This is a genomic window from Herminiimonas contaminans (genome assembly GCF_015645465.1).
In the GTDB taxonomy this organism is placed as follows: domain Bacteria; phylum Pseudomonadota; class Gammaproteobacteria; order Burkholderiales; family Burkholderiaceae_D; genus Oxalicibacterium; species Oxalicibacterium contaminans.
In genome coordinates this window covers 217,018-231,104 of record NZ_JADOEL010000003.1, presented here as the reverse complement: position 1 = coordinate 231,104, position 14,087 = coordinate 217,018, and the positions used below count along the sequence as shown (strand labels likewise).

At 54.9% G+C, this 14,087-nt stretch carries 16 protein-coding genes; 9 read left to right on the top strand and 7 right to left on the bottom strand.

Annotated elements, in window-relative coordinates; all coding sequences use genetic code 11:
• The first annotated feature begins 9 nt into the window (after positions 1-9).
• The 9 genes from fliJ to fliR all read left to right on the top strand — a co-directional run bounded on the left by fliJ (position 10) and on the right by fliR (position 6,241).
• Positions 10-450, top strand: coding sequence for a flagellar export protein FliJ (gene fliJ / locus IXC47_RS05590; protein WP_175626683.1), 441 nt, complete (start codon positions 10-12; stop codon positions 448-450).
• A 23-nt stretch (positions 451-473) separates the two neighbouring features.
• Entirely contained in the window at positions 474-1,664 is a 1,191-nt protein-coding gene (locus IXC47_RS05585) for a flagellar hook-length control protein FliK (RefSeq protein ID WP_195874949.1), read from the top strand.
• A 358-nt stretch (positions 1,665-2,022) separates the two neighbouring features.
• A complete protein-coding gene (fliL, locus tag IXC47_RS05580) occupies positions 2,023-2,532 on the top strand; it encodes a flagellar basal body-associated protein FliL (RefSeq protein ID WP_175626681.1) in 510 nt (169 codons plus the stop codon).
• Positions 2,533-2,536: 4 nt separating this feature from the next.
• Complete coding sequence (gene fliM / locus IXC47_RS05575; RefSeq protein WP_124575044.1) at positions 2,537-3,535, top strand: flagellar motor switch protein FliM; 999 nt, start codon at positions 2,537-2,539, stop codon at positions 3,533-3,535.
• Positions 3,528-3,947: a flagellar motor switch protein FliN gene (gene fliN / locus IXC47_RS05570; protein ID WP_175626680.1), complete on the top strand. Its 420-nt coding sequence runs from the start codon at positions 3,528-3,530 to the stop codon at positions 3,945-3,947. The genes fliM and fliN overlap by 8 nt, the downstream gene beginning before the upstream one ends.
• Positions 3,944-4,396: a flagellar biosynthetic protein FliO gene (gene fliO / locus IXC47_RS05565; RefSeq protein WP_230089408.1), complete on the top strand. Its 453-nt coding sequence runs from the start codon at positions 3,944-3,946 to the stop codon at positions 4,394-4,396. Before fliN ends, fliO begins: the two co-directional genes overlap by 4 nt.
• Positions 4,386-5,144: a flagellar type III secretion system pore protein FliP gene (gene fliP / locus IXC47_RS05560; protein WP_175626679.1), complete on the top strand. Its 759-nt coding sequence runs from the start codon at positions 4,386-4,388 to the stop codon at positions 5,142-5,144. Before fliO ends, fliP begins: the two co-directional genes overlap by 11 nt.
• A 7-nt stretch (positions 5,145-5,151) precedes the next feature.
• The gene (gene fliQ, locus IXC47_RS05555) at positions 5,152-5,421 is read left to right on the top strand and encodes a flagellar biosynthesis protein FliQ (RefSeq protein WP_124575048.1); all 270 of its coding nucleotides are present in this window, start codon (positions 5,152-5,154) and stop codon (positions 5,419-5,421) included.
• Positions 5,422-5,449: 28 nt separating this feature from the next.
• Positions 5,450-6,241: a flagellar biosynthetic protein FliR gene (gene fliR / locus IXC47_RS05550; protein WP_195874948.1), complete on the top strand. Its 792-nt coding sequence runs from the start codon at positions 5,450-5,452 to the stop codon at positions 6,239-6,241.
• A gap of 74 nt (positions 6,242-6,315) precedes the next feature.
• On the opposite strand, the gene flgL is transcribed toward fliR, so the two are convergent.
• From flgL to flgF, 7 genes are all read right to left on the bottom strand, one after another.
• Positions 6,316-7,530: a flagellar hook-associated protein FlgL gene (gene flgL / locus IXC47_RS05545; protein WP_175626677.1), complete on the bottom strand. Its 1,215-nt coding sequence runs from the start codon at positions 7,528-7,530 to the stop codon at positions 6,316-6,318.
• Between the two features lie 12 nt (positions 7,531-7,542).
• Entirely contained in the window at positions 7,543-9,489 is a 1,947-nt protein-coding gene (gene flgK / locus IXC47_RS05540; RefSeq protein ID WP_195874947.1) for a flagellar hook-associated protein FlgK, read from the bottom strand.
• Positions 9,490-9,600: 111 nt separating this feature from the next.
• A complete protein-coding gene (gene flgJ, locus IXC47_RS05535; protein WP_175626675.1) occupies positions 9,601-10,563 on the bottom strand; it encodes a flagellar assembly peptidoglycan hydrolase FlgJ in 963 nt (320 codons plus the stop codon).
• A 7-nt stretch (positions 10,564-10,570) separates the two neighbouring features.
• Complete coding sequence (locus tag IXC47_RS05530) at positions 10,571-11,698, bottom strand: flagellar basal body P-ring protein FlgI (RefSeq protein WP_175626674.1); 1,128 nt, start codon at positions 11,696-11,698, stop codon at positions 10,571-10,573.
• Between the two features lie 23 nt (positions 11,699-11,721).
• Positions 11,722-12,393, bottom strand: a complete 672-nt coding sequence (locus tag IXC47_RS05525) for a flagellar basal body L-ring protein FlgH (protein WP_175626673.1) — start codon at positions 12,391-12,393, stop codon at positions 11,722-11,724.
• Between the two features lie 54 nt (positions 12,394-12,447).
• Positions 12,448-13,230, bottom strand: coding sequence for a flagellar basal-body rod protein FlgG (flgG, locus tag IXC47_RS05520; protein ID WP_175626672.1), 783 nt, complete (start codon positions 13,228-13,230; stop codon positions 12,448-12,450).
• 66 nt (positions 13,231-13,296) lie between these two features.
• A complete protein-coding gene (gene flgF / locus IXC47_RS05515) occupies positions 13,297-14,037 on the bottom strand; it encodes a flagellar basal-body rod protein FlgF (protein WP_195874946.1) in 741 nt (246 codons plus the stop codon).
• Positions 14,038-14,087: the final 50 nt, after the last annotated feature.

The window sequence follows — 14,087 nt, the reverse complement described above, 5'->3', positions numbered from 1 at the left end:
TTAGTCACGATGGCTACATCTACTGCATTAGACACATTGATCGAACTGGCGACCAAGGAAACTGACGAGGCCGCCAAACGCCTGGGTAAATGCATGAAAACCGCCGAAGAAAGCGAGCAAAAACTGGCCCTGCTGGTGCAATACCGCGATGACTACGCGGCCCGCTTCCAGCAAAACCTGAGCACCGGCTTAAGCGCGCTCGGCTACCAGAATTACCAGCTCTTCCTCGGCAAACTGGAACAGGCTATCAGCAGTCAACAATTGGTAGTACGCGACGCCCACCTGCGTGTAGAGCGCGAACGTTCAGCCTGGCAAGCCAGCGAACGCAAACGCATGTCCTACGGCACACTGGCCAATCGCGCGGAGAAAACCAGGCAGTTGCAAGAGAATAAACGCGACCAGAAGCAAACTGACGAACACGCGGCAAGAGCCCTGCTCTACAAACGATAAACGATCTAGACGGACGCACAACGATGAACACTACAGCAGTCAACAGCCCTCTCGCCGTATTGCAGGCACCGGTACCCGGCAGCAAACCGGATAGCGCACCCAACGCCGATGTCGGCTCTTTCAATCAAGTGTTGTCACGTGAAATGTCTAACCGTGGCAATACCACCAATAACGCCAGCGAAGCCAGCAAGAATCCGGGCAAGGATACGCCTGCCAATCAGGGCGACAAGACCAAAACCGAAACTGGCCCGACTGCTGAAGCTGCCAAACCGACAGAAGATGGCAAAGTCGCCGCACCGGAAGCCAAAACCGAAGACAGCGATAGCGAACCAGTCACCGTATCGGCAGAATTGCTGGCCTTTGTCGCGGCCCTGACGCAAGCCAATACCGCCGCAGTCGCGACCACCGCACCCGCGGCCAGCGCCGACGCCGAAATCGGCGTCTCGGGCCAAGGCGACGCTGAACTGGATACCGCAGTCGATACCAAATTAAATGGCAACCTGCTGACCGCCGCTGCCGATAGCGAAAAAGAAGCAGTCGGCAAGAAATCCGACTTTGTCGCGGCGCTGGATAAGGCCACCAAAGGCGGTGCAGATGCCAAGAACACACCTGCTGCTGCCACAGCCACCCCGACGACTAAAACTGAAATCGACATCGCCACTGCCATCGCCCAAGGTGCCAAGGCACTGGAGCCTGCCACAGTCAGCAATCCGCAAAACGTTGCGGCTGTCACCGCAGCCGCTCTGCAGCAGTTAAACGATGCACAAGGCCCGCAGTCCAACAAGATCGCGCCGCAAGTCGGCAATCCCGGCTGGGATCAGGCGATCGGCCAGAAAGTCTTGTGGATGGTGCAAGGCGCGCAACAAAGCGCCACCCTGACACTGAATCCGCCCGACCTCGGTCCTATGCAGGTCACGGTACACGTCAATAACAACCAGGCCACCGCCAACTTCACCGCGCACCAGCCTGAAGTACGCCATGCGCTGGAAGCTGCGATGCCACGCCTGCGCGAGATGCTTAATGATGCGGGCATCCAGCTGGGCCAATCCAACGTCAGCGCCGGCACACCTAACCAGCAAGGCGGCTTTGCCGAACAACGTCAAAGCAGCGGCGCACGCCAGTCGAATCAAATTGATATCGCCGACTCCGCAGTCCACGTCAGTCATGTCCCGACCCCAGCCAGCGGCAATGGCCTGGTCGACACCTTTGCCTGATCACTGAGCGCGAAGGGGGCGCGGCACGCATCCCCTTCTCCCCCCCGAAATAAGCACAACCGGCCATCAGCGCAGTCGCCGAACTGCAACGTCAGCAGGATCATCTGAAAAATTCGTACAGTTTTCGTCTGTCACGGGTGTTTGCCGCAATTAATAATGGTTTAATAGCGACTGCAGCCTTGCTTCGGTAGTGCAGTACCAAACCGGGGCAAGCAAGAAGAATCGACCCAGGCCCGGAAAAGGCGAATACGTCGATATGCGTCGTGTTCCCCTCTCTTTTCAATGCATCCTGTGTGTCGTTTTTTTTTAATAATGGCATGTGACTTTAAAAAACTCATGTCGTACTTGAGGAAAACAGATGGCAACAGCAGCAAAAGGCGCTAAAGCAGCCGCAGACACAGCGGATAAACCGAAGAAGTCCCGCTTATTGATCATCATCCTGGCCGCATTGCTCGTGCTCGGTGGTGGCGGGGGCGCGGCTGCCTGGTATTTTCTCGGGCAAAAAGCGGAAACGCACGCACCCAAAGCGGCTGATGCAGTCGATCTGAGCAAACCACCGGTGTTCCTGCCGATGGAGGCTTTCACGGTCAATCTGCAACCTGAGAATGGCGAACAATTCTTGCAAACCAGTTTCACGCTGCAAGTATCGAATCAGGCGCAATTGGATTTGATCAAGTTATACATGCCGCATGTGCGTAGCCGCCTGCTGCTTTTGTTGTCCGGCAAAAAAGCGTCGGAAATCCTGACCGTCGATGGCAAAAACAAATTATCCGAAGAAATCATCGCTGTCTTCAGGCAGCCATTCACGCCTCAAGGCCCTACCGTGAACGTTACCAACGTTTTGTTTACTTCATTCGTCGTGCAATAAGACCATGGCTGATAATTTCCTCTCACAAGAAGAAGTTGATGCGCTATTAAAAGGCGTCAACGGCGATCAGGATGAGACCGGCAAGCCGGAAGACTCAGCGGGCGTGCGCCCGTACAATCTGGCGACCCAGGAGCGTATCGTCCGTGGCCGGATGCCTACGCTGGAAATTATCAATGAACGTTTCTCGCGCCTGCTGCGCATAGGTCTGTTCAACTTCCTGCATCGCAGTGCTGAAGTATCTATCGGTCCGGTCCGTGTTTCCAAGTACAGCGAATTCATCCGCAACCTGGTGGTGCCGACCAATCTCAACCTGATCCACATGAAGCCGCTGCGCGGTACCGGTCTGATCGTGCTCGATCCGAATCTGGTATTCCTGCTGGTCGACAACCTGTTCGGCGGCGATGGCCGCTTCCATACCCGGGTTGAAGGCCGCGACTTTACGCAAACCGAACAACGCATCATCCAGCGCATACTCGGCATCATTTTTGAAACCTACGCCAAATCGTGGGAACCGGTGTATCCGGTCGAATTCGAATACATCCGTTCAGAAATGAATACCCAGTTTGCCAATATCGCGACGCCGAACGAAGTCGTGGTTGCGACCACCTTCACGATCGAGCTCGGCCCGGTCAGTGGCGACATGCACTTCTGCACACCGTACGCGATGATAGAACCTATCCGCGACCTGCTCACCAGCAGCATGCAGGGTGAAACACTGGAAATGGATAAACGCTGGATACGCCTGATGACACAGCAGATCCAGACCGCCGAAGTAGAAATCCTGGCGAACATGGGTTCGGCCAAAGTCACACTGGGCGACATCCTGAATATGCAAAAAGGCGACATCATCCCTATCGCCGTGCCGGAAACAATTACCGCCGAAGTCGACAGCGTGCCAGTGATGGAATGCTCGTACGGAAAACTGAATGGACAATACGCATTGCGCGTGGAAAAACTGATCTACAGCGCAAGTGATACAACGCAAGGAGAAGATCATGGCTGATGAAAACGAACCGCAAACCGCAGTAGAAGACGATTGGGGTGCAGCGATGGCGGAACAAGAGCAGAGCGAAGCTGCTGCCCTTGACGCCAAACCTGCATCGGCAACCGTATTCAAAGACTTTGCTGGTGGTGACCTGAAAACAGGTACGCACAACGATATCGATTTCATCCTCGACATCCCGGTACAGCTGACGGTAGAACTCGGCCGCACCAAGATCGCGATCAAGAACCTGCTGCAACTGGCACAAGGTTCCGTCGTCGAACTCGACGGCCTGGCTGGTGAGCCTATGGACGTGCTGGTCAACGGCTGCCTGATCGCACAAGGTGAAGTCGTGGTCGTCAACGATAAGTTTGGTATCCGCCTGACCGATATCATCACCCCTGCGGAACGTATCCGAAAACTGAACCGATGATTTGTTCCCGTCCTGCCTTCCTGACGACGGGCTTATCAGCGTCGTCTTTGCTTGCATCGTCTTTGTTCACGGCCAGTGCTTATGCTGAAACCGCAGCCGGCACTGCCGTTCCGTCAACTGCAGGTAATCTGTTCCAGGTATTGCTCGGCCTGATAGTCGTATTGGCCCTGATGGCGGGCGCAGCCTGGCTCTTGCGCCGCTTCAACACCGCCAAGGGCATCAGCAATACCAGCATCAAAGTCGTCGGTGCTGCCAGCGTCGGCACACGTGAACGCGTGGTCGTGGTTGAAATCGCTGATCAATGGATAGTCGTCGGCGTTGCGCCCGGCCGCGTTAATGCGCTCGCTACCATGCAAAAGCAGGAAACCACTCTGACACCCGAAGCACCGTCTTCCGGTAATTTCTCGACCTGGCTCGCGCAAACCATAGAAAAACGCAATGGCCAATAATATTTCCCCACTGCTGCGTCGCGCTCTGCCGCTGGTACTGCTCGCCCTGCCTATGGCAGCGATGGCGCAACAGGCTGGCTTGCCAGCATTTACCAGCTCACCTGCACCAGGCGGTGGCCAGACCTATTCGCTCAGCCTGCAAACACTGCTGCTGTTGACCGGCCTTTCCTTCCTGCCAGCCGTCTTGCTGATGATGACCAGCTTTACCCGCATCATCATCGTGCTGTCGCTGCTGCGTCAGGCCCTCGGCACCCAGAGCTCACCACCGAACCAGGTCATCATCGGCTTGTCCCTGTTCCTGACCTTGTTCGTCATGAGTCCGGTAATCGACAAAATTTACGTCGACGCTTATCAGCCTTTCTCGCAAAACAAGATACAGATGCAGGAAGCGCTGGAGAAAGCGGTCGCACCGTTGAAGACATTTATGGTCAAGCAGACCCGCGAATCCGACCTGGCGCTCTACGTCAAGCTGTCGAAGGGACCCGAGCTGCAAGGGCCGGAAGATATTCCACTGCGCGTACTGGTTCCTGCTTTCGTGACCAGCGAACTGAAGACGGCATTCCAGATCAGCTTTGCCATCTTCATTCCCTTCCTCATTATCGACATGGTGGTCGCCAGCGTCCTGATGTCGATGGGTATGATGATGGTGTCACCGGCGATTGTGGCGCTGCCGTTCAAGCTGATGCTCTTCGTTCTGGTCGATGGCTGGCAATTGCTGATCGGCTCGCTCGCACAAAGTTTCTACTGAGGACGCTATGACACCAGAAACCGTCATGACCATGGGCCGTCACGCGATCGAAGTGACCTTGATGGTGGCCGCGCCGATGTTGCTGGTTGCCCTCGGCATCGGCCTGATCGTCAGTATTTTCCAGGCAGCGACGCAGATCAATGAAACCACCCTCTCCTTCATCCCGAAGCTGATCGGTATCTTTGTAGCGCTCGTCATCGCCGGACCGTGGATGCTGACGGTCTTGCTCGATTACATGCGCGAGATGTTTACCAACATACCGCTCTACGTCAGCTAGTGCCGTATTCCGGCACTGCTGTCCCCGCATGATTTCCATTACCAGCGCTGAACTCAATACCTGGATCGCTGCCTTCCTGTGGCCGCTCACGCGCATCATAGGCATGATCTCGGTAGCGCCGCTGTTCGGCAATGTCAGCGTACCGGCACGTGTGAAAATCGGCCTCGGCATCATGCTGGCGCTGATCATTTCGCCGACCGTGCCTGCGATACCCTCACTCGATCCACTGTCACTCCCCGGCTTCCTGATCCTGGCACAGCAGCTCATCATCGGCCTGGCGATAGGCTTCGCCATGCGCATCACTTTTGCAGGCGTTGAGATGGCGGGTGAGATCATCGGCATGACCATGGGTCTGGGCTTTGCCAGCTTCTTTGATCCACAGACACGTGCACGCTCGTCCGCTATCAGCCAGTTCCTGGCCTTGCTGACCCTGATGATTTACCTGGCGACCAATCTGCATCTGGTGGTGCTGTCGACGCTGGCACAGACTTTTGACATGCTGCCCATCAGCAGCAGCTTCGTATCGGCTGGCGGCATGCTGGAAGTAGTGAAATGGGGTGGTCGTATTTTCAGCGCCGGGGTCCAGCTTTCGCTACCGGTGGTTGCTGCTTTGCTGATTACCAATATCGCCCTGGGTATCCTGACTCGCGCGGCGCCACAGCTGAACATCTTCGGTATCGGTTTCCCGATTACCATCGGCGTCGGCTTCATCATGATAGGCATCGTCCTGCCCTACCTGATGAATCCCATCATCAACCTGATACAGGAAGGCATAGATGCAATGGGGTGGATTACGATGGCAATGACACCCCTGAGCTAAAGAAATATCGCTACCGCAAAAACAAAAAAGGCTTGCCCTGATCGGCAAGCCTTTTTTATTAAGCGTGGCAGTAATCAGTTCAACATATTGAACAGAGACAAACCGGCAATCTTGATAAAGGTTTTTTGCGCAGCGTCCAAAGTGAATTGTTGCTGTGTGAAGCGCGAATAAGCCTCGACCGGATCGATTTCCTGCAATTGTTTCAGCGTCGCCGTGTATTGCAGGCTGAGACTGGAGCCGACGTTGTCGAGGTTTTCGATTTCCTGCAAACGCGTACCTATGGTTGTGCGGACCAGGGAGATATTGTTCAAGGCATTATCGATATTCGTATTCGCAGTGTTCAAACCATTGGTCAGACGGGTCTTGCCGCCGTCACCGGTGGTCGAAGTCGACAGCACATTCAGCAAATCCGTGATGGTCGTGAAGATACTCTGACTCTTGCTCGGCTCTATGCTGAAGGTATCGCCATTGGCAGGCACACCTTTGATGTCGAAAGTCATGCCGTCGAAAGTAATCGCCTGTCCACTGACATAAGGCTGCGGTGTCGCCGGTGTCGCTGGCGGCGGGGTCTGGGTCACCAGATAAGTGGTTGCGCCAGCCGCATCGATCGAGAAGGTAATGTCGTACTTGGCACCCGTCAGCTGCGTCAGATCCTTGACCGAACCCGTACTGATAATGCCGTTACCGGTATTTGCCGTGCTGGCAGAAGTAGCAAAACGTCCGTTACCGGTCACACCACCTTCAAATACTGCCGCGCCGGAATCGCTGGACGACAATTGGCGCGCAGCCCCTACCTGCAGCATGCGCTGACCCTGGTCGCCGTTATACGCCGCGCCGGTCGCGGTTTCCGTAAATGGCTTGGATGACACCTGATAACCACCGAAGATATAGTCGCCAGTCGCGCCACGGGTATTGGCCAGGCCCATCAATTCTTCAAAGTTATTACGCAATTGTGTGACAAAAGCCTGACGCTGCGAGTCATCCAGCGACGAATTACCGGCTGCCACAATCGAAGTTTTGATCGATTGCAGCATGGTGGTCACACTTTGCAGCACACTTTCTTCTTCCGACAATGCACTCTTCGCGTTCGCACGATTGGTCGCAAACTGTGCATTGATCGATATCGCCTGGTTTACACCCAAAGCCGATGCGGCCGCGACCGGGTCATCGGCTGGCGACAAAATGCGCATACCGGTAGAAATTTGCTGCTGGGTCTTGAACATAGCGGTTTGCAGATCGCTAATCTTGCCCGAACCCATTTCAAATATCGTATTGGTGCTAATGCGCATGATCTTTAATCCTTATACACCCAGAGAAATCAACACCTTGAACATATCGCTGATGGTCTGCATCACTTTGCCGGATGCCTGGTAAGCCTGTTGATAACGCAACAGATTCGTCGCTTCCTCGTCAAGGTTGACGCCTGAATCGGATTGCTGTGCGGTTTGCAGCTGCTTGAGCAGAGTACCTTCGGCTGCGCTATTGGTTTGCAGCTCACGGGTTTTATTACCGACCAGGCTCACCAGCTGGCTGTAAGCGCCGTTGTAGCTGGCTGTGCCGCCGAGCAGGACATTCTTGGTTTGCAGTTCGCCCAGGGCCAGCATATTACGGTTGTCACCATCCCCATTGGTGTTGGCGCTGATGGTAAATTTGTCGCCATTGGCAGGCGTACCGCTGATCTTGACTTCAGCACCACCGAACGCAATGACGGAGCCAGCGGTATAAGTCACCGGCGTACCTGCCGGGAATGTGGTCGTGACACCATTGGTGGTCACGGTCACTGGCATACCTGCCGGGAAACCGCTCAGGGTTCCGGTTGCGGAATCAAAAGTCAGCGTGACTGGCGACGCCACTGTCGCACCAGTGAAGCTGGAATTGATGTTACCCGCGCTGATGGCACCGGTACCGGTATTGGTACCCGGTGCGTCGGTGCGGATCGGGGTCGCGGCAGCGATGTTTTTCACATCCTTGATCAGCACGCTGAGACCAGATGCACCATTGATAGTCGGTTTGATGACAAACTCATCACCGGACGCCATGGTGCCGCTAGGCATAGAGAAATTCACACCATCGATGGCACCCGCCGGGAATGTCGTGTTCGAATACATCGACACATTGTCTGACATGCGGGTCACCGTGTAATTGGTGCCGTCATAGGTCAGGCGATAATCGCTGGTCGTGAGCGCATCCACATTACTGATGCTGGCAGCAACACTTGCATTACCGGTATTGTTGTCGCTCGGATTGACGACCGGCGATGCCAGGTTGAAGAAGTCACCACCAAGATTGCCGTTCTGGTCTTGACCAAGACGGTGTTGTGCATTGAAGGTTGCCGCCAGGCCAAGCGCAATGCGGCCAAGGGAATTCTGGATCGGATCCAGCGTCTTGTTGCGGTACTCAAACAAGCCCCCCAGATTGCCGCCGACCAGTGAGTTTTCCGGCATGCTGATGATAGTGCCGGTCGCGGTCTTATAACCAACACCCAGACGTCCCGGGTCGGTCGGCGAGGACAGCGTCATCAGTTCATAACTGAGATTGCTGACGACCAATGGCTGACCATTACCGATAAAGACGTTATAGCCATCGCCCTGCTGCACCACCGATACTTTGGTTTGTTTGGCGAGTTCTGAAACCAGCAAATCGCGCTGATCAAGCAAATCATTCGGCGGTTGTCCGGTACCGTTTTGCGCTTTCGTGATCGCATCATTCAGTTGTGCGATCTGCTTGGCATAGGCATTGATATTGGTTACCGCACCGGCAATTTCGTTATTCACACCGTTGCGCATGCTGGTTAGCTGCGCATCCATGCTCTGGAAGCGCGAAGCCAGCGCTTCTGCGCCCGACAACATGGCTTGACGCGATGACGCCGAGCCCGGGTTGGCTACCAGATCCTGCACACCCTTGAAGAAGTCCTGGATCGCAGGTGACAGACCAACCGAAGAATCGGCCAGCATATTGTTGACCTTGCTGATCTGGCTGTAATACGTGTCCAGCTGGCTTTTGCTCGATTGCGCACCGACTACTTGCGCGGCAAGGAAGTCATTAAAGATGCGCTTGACGGTTTCCACATTGGTACCACTACCGATGTAACCGCCGCCATCCAGGTTTTGCCCGCCCAGCGACGACTGGACCACAACCTGGCGGCTATAACCGGGAGTCGCCTGGTTAGCGATATTGTGTCCGGTGGTAGCGATACCTGCTTGTGCTGCAGCTAGTCCGGATTGAGCAATGCTGAATAAACTGGACATAATTTGGCTTTTCTAACTCTATGTTGGTGTGTACGGCACGTTGATGGAAAACTTGAGCCGGAAGATCAGACTATTAACCCCAAATCTTGCGTTTCATGCAAACAAATGTAATCAGGCCGACAAGTTGCGATTGATGATGTTGGTCAGTTTGGTCGCGTAATTCGGGTCAGTCGCATACCCGGCGCGCTGTAAGCCCTGGGCGAAGCCTTTGACGTCACTGGCATTGGCCAGCACTTTTTCGTAACGCGGATTGTTGCGCATCAGTTGCGCGTAATCGCGGAAGGAATCCGCATAGCTATCATAGGCGCGGAATTTCTCGACCCGCTTCTGCGCAACACCGTCCACGTATTCAGTTGTCACCGCGTCTACTGTTTTGCCTTTCCAGTTGGCACCAGCCTTGATGCCAAACAGGTTGTGGCTGCTGCCACCATCGGCGGTACGTATCACACGCTTGCCCCAGCCACTCTCCAGTGCCGCCTGCCCCAACATGAATTTGGCCGGGATGCCGGTGGTACGGCTGGCCTCTTCCGCATGCGCGGCGACTTTGTCCTGGAAGGCTTGTACGTGAGCTGGTTTGCTGACAGCACTGGCCGCGGTGGTGGTGTTATTCACACCGCCACGTGCCTGCATGGCATGGGCTTCACTCGAACGCTGGTGCGCGAGTGCATTACGTTCCGCCATATTGCGCAGGATTTCAGCACGCAGATCACTCGTGTCCGATACTGCTTTCGTCGCATCAGCACCATCCGGCGTGACCGCCGTTGCCATCTGCGTGCTGGAGAGCTGGCGTATCAGCACGTCAGCCAGGCCTATGCCACGGCTGGCCATATTCTGACTCAGTTGCTGATCCAGCATGGAGGTGTACATCTTGGTTTGCTGGTTGTCGAACAGTCCATCCTGCGGCGTTGCTTCACGCATGCTCTTCATGATCATATTCACGAAGAGTGCTTCAAACTGCGTGGCCGCCGCCTTCAGCGAGTCAGGCGAATTCTGCCGCGCAGATTGCTTGAGCGATTCCAGTCCTTTGGAATCTATCGCCAGGGCGGTATTCGAATTGTCTGCAGGCGTAATCATATTCAGCTTAGATAATTTCCAATTCTGCGCGCAAAGAGCCCGACGCTTTCATCGCTTGCAGGATGGCCAGCAAGTCTTGCGGTGTTGCGCCTATCGAGTTCAGGGCTTTAACCACGTCTGCCAATGAAGCGGAATTTTTCAGCAAGATGACCTTGCCCGGATCTTTGTTGATTTCGATTTGCGACTGCTGCGCCACCACGGTCTGACCACCGGAGAACGGTGCAGGCTGGCTGATGACTGGCTGGGTATTAATCACTACCGACAGGTTGCCGTGCGATACCGCACAGGTATCCAGTGTCACGGCCTGGTTCATGACGACCGAGCCGGTACGTGCATTCAGGATCACCTTGGCGCTGACTTGAGCTGGCGTCACGCTAATGCTTTCCAATGCACCGAGGAAGCTCACGCGCTCATCGTTGCTCATCGGTGCGCGCACACGGATCACGCGGCCATCCTGTGCTGCTGCGGTATCAGGACCGAAACGTTTGTTGACGGCATCCACTACCCGGCTGGCAGTAGAGAAATCACTGTCTTTTAACTCGAGGAAAATCTGGTCGCCCTGCCCCAGGCTGCTCGGCACCGCACGCTCCACTGTTGCACCAGCCGAGATACGCCCTACGCCCAAGTGATTGATCTGCGCCTTGCTGCCATTCGCTGCAGCACCGGCACCGCCGACCACGACGTTACCCTGCGCCATACCGTAGATCTGTCCATCCGCACCTTTCAGTGGTGTCATCAACAAGGTACCGCCGCGCAAGCTCTTCGCATTACCCATGGAAGAAACAGTGATGTCCAGCGTCTGGCCAGGTTGCGCAAAGGCAGGCAGCGAAGTCGTCACCATCACCGCAGCGACGTTCTTCAATTGCATGTTCACGCCTTGCGGCAGGTTGACACCCATCTGCTGCATCATGCTAACGATACTTTGGATGGTGAATGGTGTTTGTGTAGTTTGATCGCCGCTGCCGTCCAGGCCAACAACCAGACCATAGCCGATCAATTGGTTTTGCCGGACGCCTTGCACGGTAGCCAGGTCTTTCAGGCGCTCTGCATGCGCTGCAAATGGCAGCAACAGGCAAACTGAACACGCGATGACGCGCAGTGATTTTTTAAACGATGGTAGAGAAACGGTATGCATGGAAATTCCTATCAGCCTCAAGATTAAAGAGGCATGACGCTCAGGAAGAAACGCGCCAGCATGGACATCACTTCGGCTGCATCTATACGAGCGTTGGTACGATATTCAATCCGCGCATCTGCGACGCGGGTCGAGGAAACGATATTGCCCTTCTCAACTGTGGCCGGATCGACGACGCCAGAGAAACGAATGAACTCACCACCTTTATCGAGCGCGACTTGCTTCTCACCGGCGACGACCAGGTTGCCGTTCGAAAGTACATCGATGACAGTCACTGTCAGCGTACTCACGAAGTTGTTACCCGAAGTAATCACACCCTTGTCTTCGTACTTGGAAGCACTTGAAGCGCTCGCACTGAACCTATCCGTGGTATTTCCGAATATGCCAAAAATATTCGGTGCTGCTGCGACCACCGAGCCAGTCTTGCTGCCAGAGCTGCCAGCCTGTTTACCCGCCGAGCTACGCTCGTTGATGGTAATGGTGATGGTGTCGCCTATCAGGCGTGCGCGACGGTCTTCAAACATCGGGCGATACGATGCAGTTTGAAAAATCGCGCCATTCATAGGTGGCGTCACCGCACTTGCCGCCTGTGGCCGCGCGGTCAATGGTGTCTGCACCACGGTTTCCGGCATGCCACCGCAACCTGCCAATAGTGTGGCAAACATCACCAGCGCTGACAGCTTGAGCTTAGACATCGTCATCTTCATCATCATTCCTTTACTCTTACCACTGCGGCTTATCACTGCTGTTTACAACTGTGTCAGGCGTTGCAGCATTTGATCCGACGTTGTAATCGCCTTGCTGTTGATTTCGTAAGCGCGTTGGGTCTGGATCATATTGACCATCTCTTCGACCACGTTCACGTTCGAGGTTTCAACATAGTTTTGTTTGACGTAACCAGCGCCGTTGGTGCCTGGATTATTGGTGGTCGGATTGCCCGATGCGGTGGTTTCCACATACAGGTTCTCACCCTTGCTTTCCAGACCGGCCGGATTGATGAAGGTCGCCAGTTGCAAGGAACCAACTTCGGTTTGGCCGGTGGTACCAGGAACAGTCACGCTGACGATACCGTCACGGCTGATCGAGATCGCCGTCGCATTGGCCGGGATCACAATTGCTGGCTGGATAGGAAAACCACTGGAGGTCACCATCTGGCCCTGGTTATCGGTCTGGAACGAGCCGTCACGGGTGTAAGCAGTGGTACCGTCCGGCATCATCACCTGGAAGAAGCCATCACCGAGGATAGCCATATCCTTGCTATTGCTGGTCAGTTGCAGATTGCCCTGGCTGTGGATACGCTCAGTTGCGACCGGACGCACACCAGTACCAATTTGCAGACCGGATGGCAGTTGCGTCTGCTGCGACGAAGCGGCACCCGGCTGGCGTATGTTTTGATACAGCAGATCTTCAAACACTGCGCGCGAACGCTTGAAGCCGCTGGTGCTGACGTTGGCCAAGTTATTGGAAATGACGTCCATCTGCGTTTGTTGCGCATCCAGACCTGTTTTAGCAATAAATAGTGAACGTATCATTCTTTTCTCCAATATTTCGGCAAACGCGTGGCATATATCGCCACCTTCATTGTGCCTGTACCTGCATTAACTCAAAGCGAGGAATTGATCGGCTTTAGCAGCGTTACTATCCGCATCCTTCAGCAACTTCATGTTTAATTCGAACTGGCGTGCGAGGCTGATCATGTTCACCATCGCATCTACCACGTTGACGTTACTGCCTTCAACCGCACCGCTGATCACGCCTACGTTGGCATCGGCATCAGCTGGCTGGCGGTCTTTGGTGACGAACATGCCGTCACTGCTGCGTTCCAGATTGCCTATTTCAGGATTCACCAGTTTCAGGCGGGCGATTTCTATGGTTGCACCTGGCACGTTGCCGGAATCTACCGATGAAATCGTGCCATCCTTGGCGAACGAAATTCTGACGTTGGGCGGAATCGTGATCGGGCCACCGTCAGACAGTACATTCAAACCACCTTCGGTTTGCAATACGCCGTTTTCATTGATCTTCAGGCTGCCGCTGCGGGTGTAGCCTTCGGTGCCGTCGGCACGCTCAACTGCGAGCCAGCCTGGCCCCTGCACTGCCAGATCCAGTGTACGTCCGGTTTGCTGGATCGGACCGGCACGAAAATCGGTACCTATGGTCGAATCAACCACGAAGGTGCGTGTCGGCAAACCATTGCTGACGACAGGTATCGCCCTGAAAGTATCGAGCTGGGCACGAAAACCCGTGGTCGAGACGTTCGCCAGATTATGTGCAGTCGTGGATTGCTGCTCCATGATCTGCTTGGCGCCCGACATTGCGGTGTATATCAGCCTATCCATTTCATTCCTCCTGTGACTACGCCCGGCTGTCGCTAAACAGCCAGGCGGTC

What these genes read in the sequence shown, in the direction of transcription:
- fliJ (WP_175626683.1), top strand. Translation starts at nt 10, where the DNA reads ATGGCTACATCTACTGCATTAGACACATTGATCGAACTGGCGACCAAG.
- IXC47_RS05585 (WP_195874949.1), top strand. Translation starts at nt 474, where the DNA reads ATGAACACTACAGCAGTCAACAGCCCTCTCGCCGTATTGCAGGCACCG.
- fliL (WP_175626681.1), top strand. Translation starts at nt 2,023, where the DNA reads ATGGCAACAGCAGCAAAAGGCGCTAAAGCAGCCGCAGACACAGCGGAT.
- fliM (WP_124575044.1), top strand. Translation starts at nt 2,537, where the DNA reads ATGGCTGATAATTTCCTCTCACAAGAAGAAGTTGATGCGCTATTAAAA.
- fliN (WP_175626680.1), top strand. Translation starts at nt 3,528, where the DNA reads ATGGCTGATGAAAACGAACCGCAAACCGCAGTAGAAGACGATTGGGGT.
- fliO (WP_230089408.1), top strand. Translation starts at nt 3,944, where the DNA reads ATGATTTGTTCCCGTCCTGCCTTCCTGACGACGGGCTTATCAGCGTCG.
- fliP (WP_175626679.1), top strand. Translation starts at nt 4,386, where the DNA reads ATGGCCAATAATATTTCCCCACTGCTGCGTCGCGCTCTGCCGCTGGTA.
- fliQ (WP_124575048.1), top strand. Translation starts at nt 5,152, where the DNA reads ATGACACCAGAAACCGTCATGACCATGGGCCGTCACGCGATCGAAGTG.
- fliR (WP_195874948.1), top strand. Translation starts at nt 5,450, where the DNA reads ATGATTTCCATTACCAGCGCTGAACTCAATACCTGGATCGCTGCCTTC.
- flgL (WP_175626677.1), bottom strand. Translation starts at nt 7,530, where the DNA reads ATGCGCATTAGCACCAATACGATATTTGAAATGGGTTCGGGCAAGATT.
- flgK (WP_195874947.1), bottom strand. Translation starts at nt 9,489, where the DNA reads ATGTCCAGTTTATTCAGCATTGCTCAATCCGGACTAGCTGCAGCACAA.
- flgJ (WP_175626675.1), bottom strand. Translation starts at nt 10,563, where the DNA reads ATGATTACGCCTGCAGACAATTCGAATACCGCCCTGGCGATAGATTCC.
- IXC47_RS05530 (WP_175626674.1), bottom strand. Translation starts at nt 11,698, where the DNA reads ATGCATACCGTTTCTCTACCATCGTTTAAAAAATCACTGCGCGTCATC.
- IXC47_RS05525 (WP_175626673.1), bottom strand. Translation starts at nt 12,393, where the DNA reads ATGTCTAAGCTCAAGCTGTCAGCGCTGGTGATGTTTGCCACACTATTG.
- flgG (WP_175626672.1), bottom strand. Translation starts at nt 13,230, where the DNA reads ATGATACGTTCACTATTTATTGCTAAAACAGGTCTGGATGCGCAACAA.
- flgF (WP_195874946.1), bottom strand. Translation starts at nt 14,037, where the DNA reads ATGGATAGGCTGATATACACCGCAATGTCGGGCGCCAAGCAGATCATG.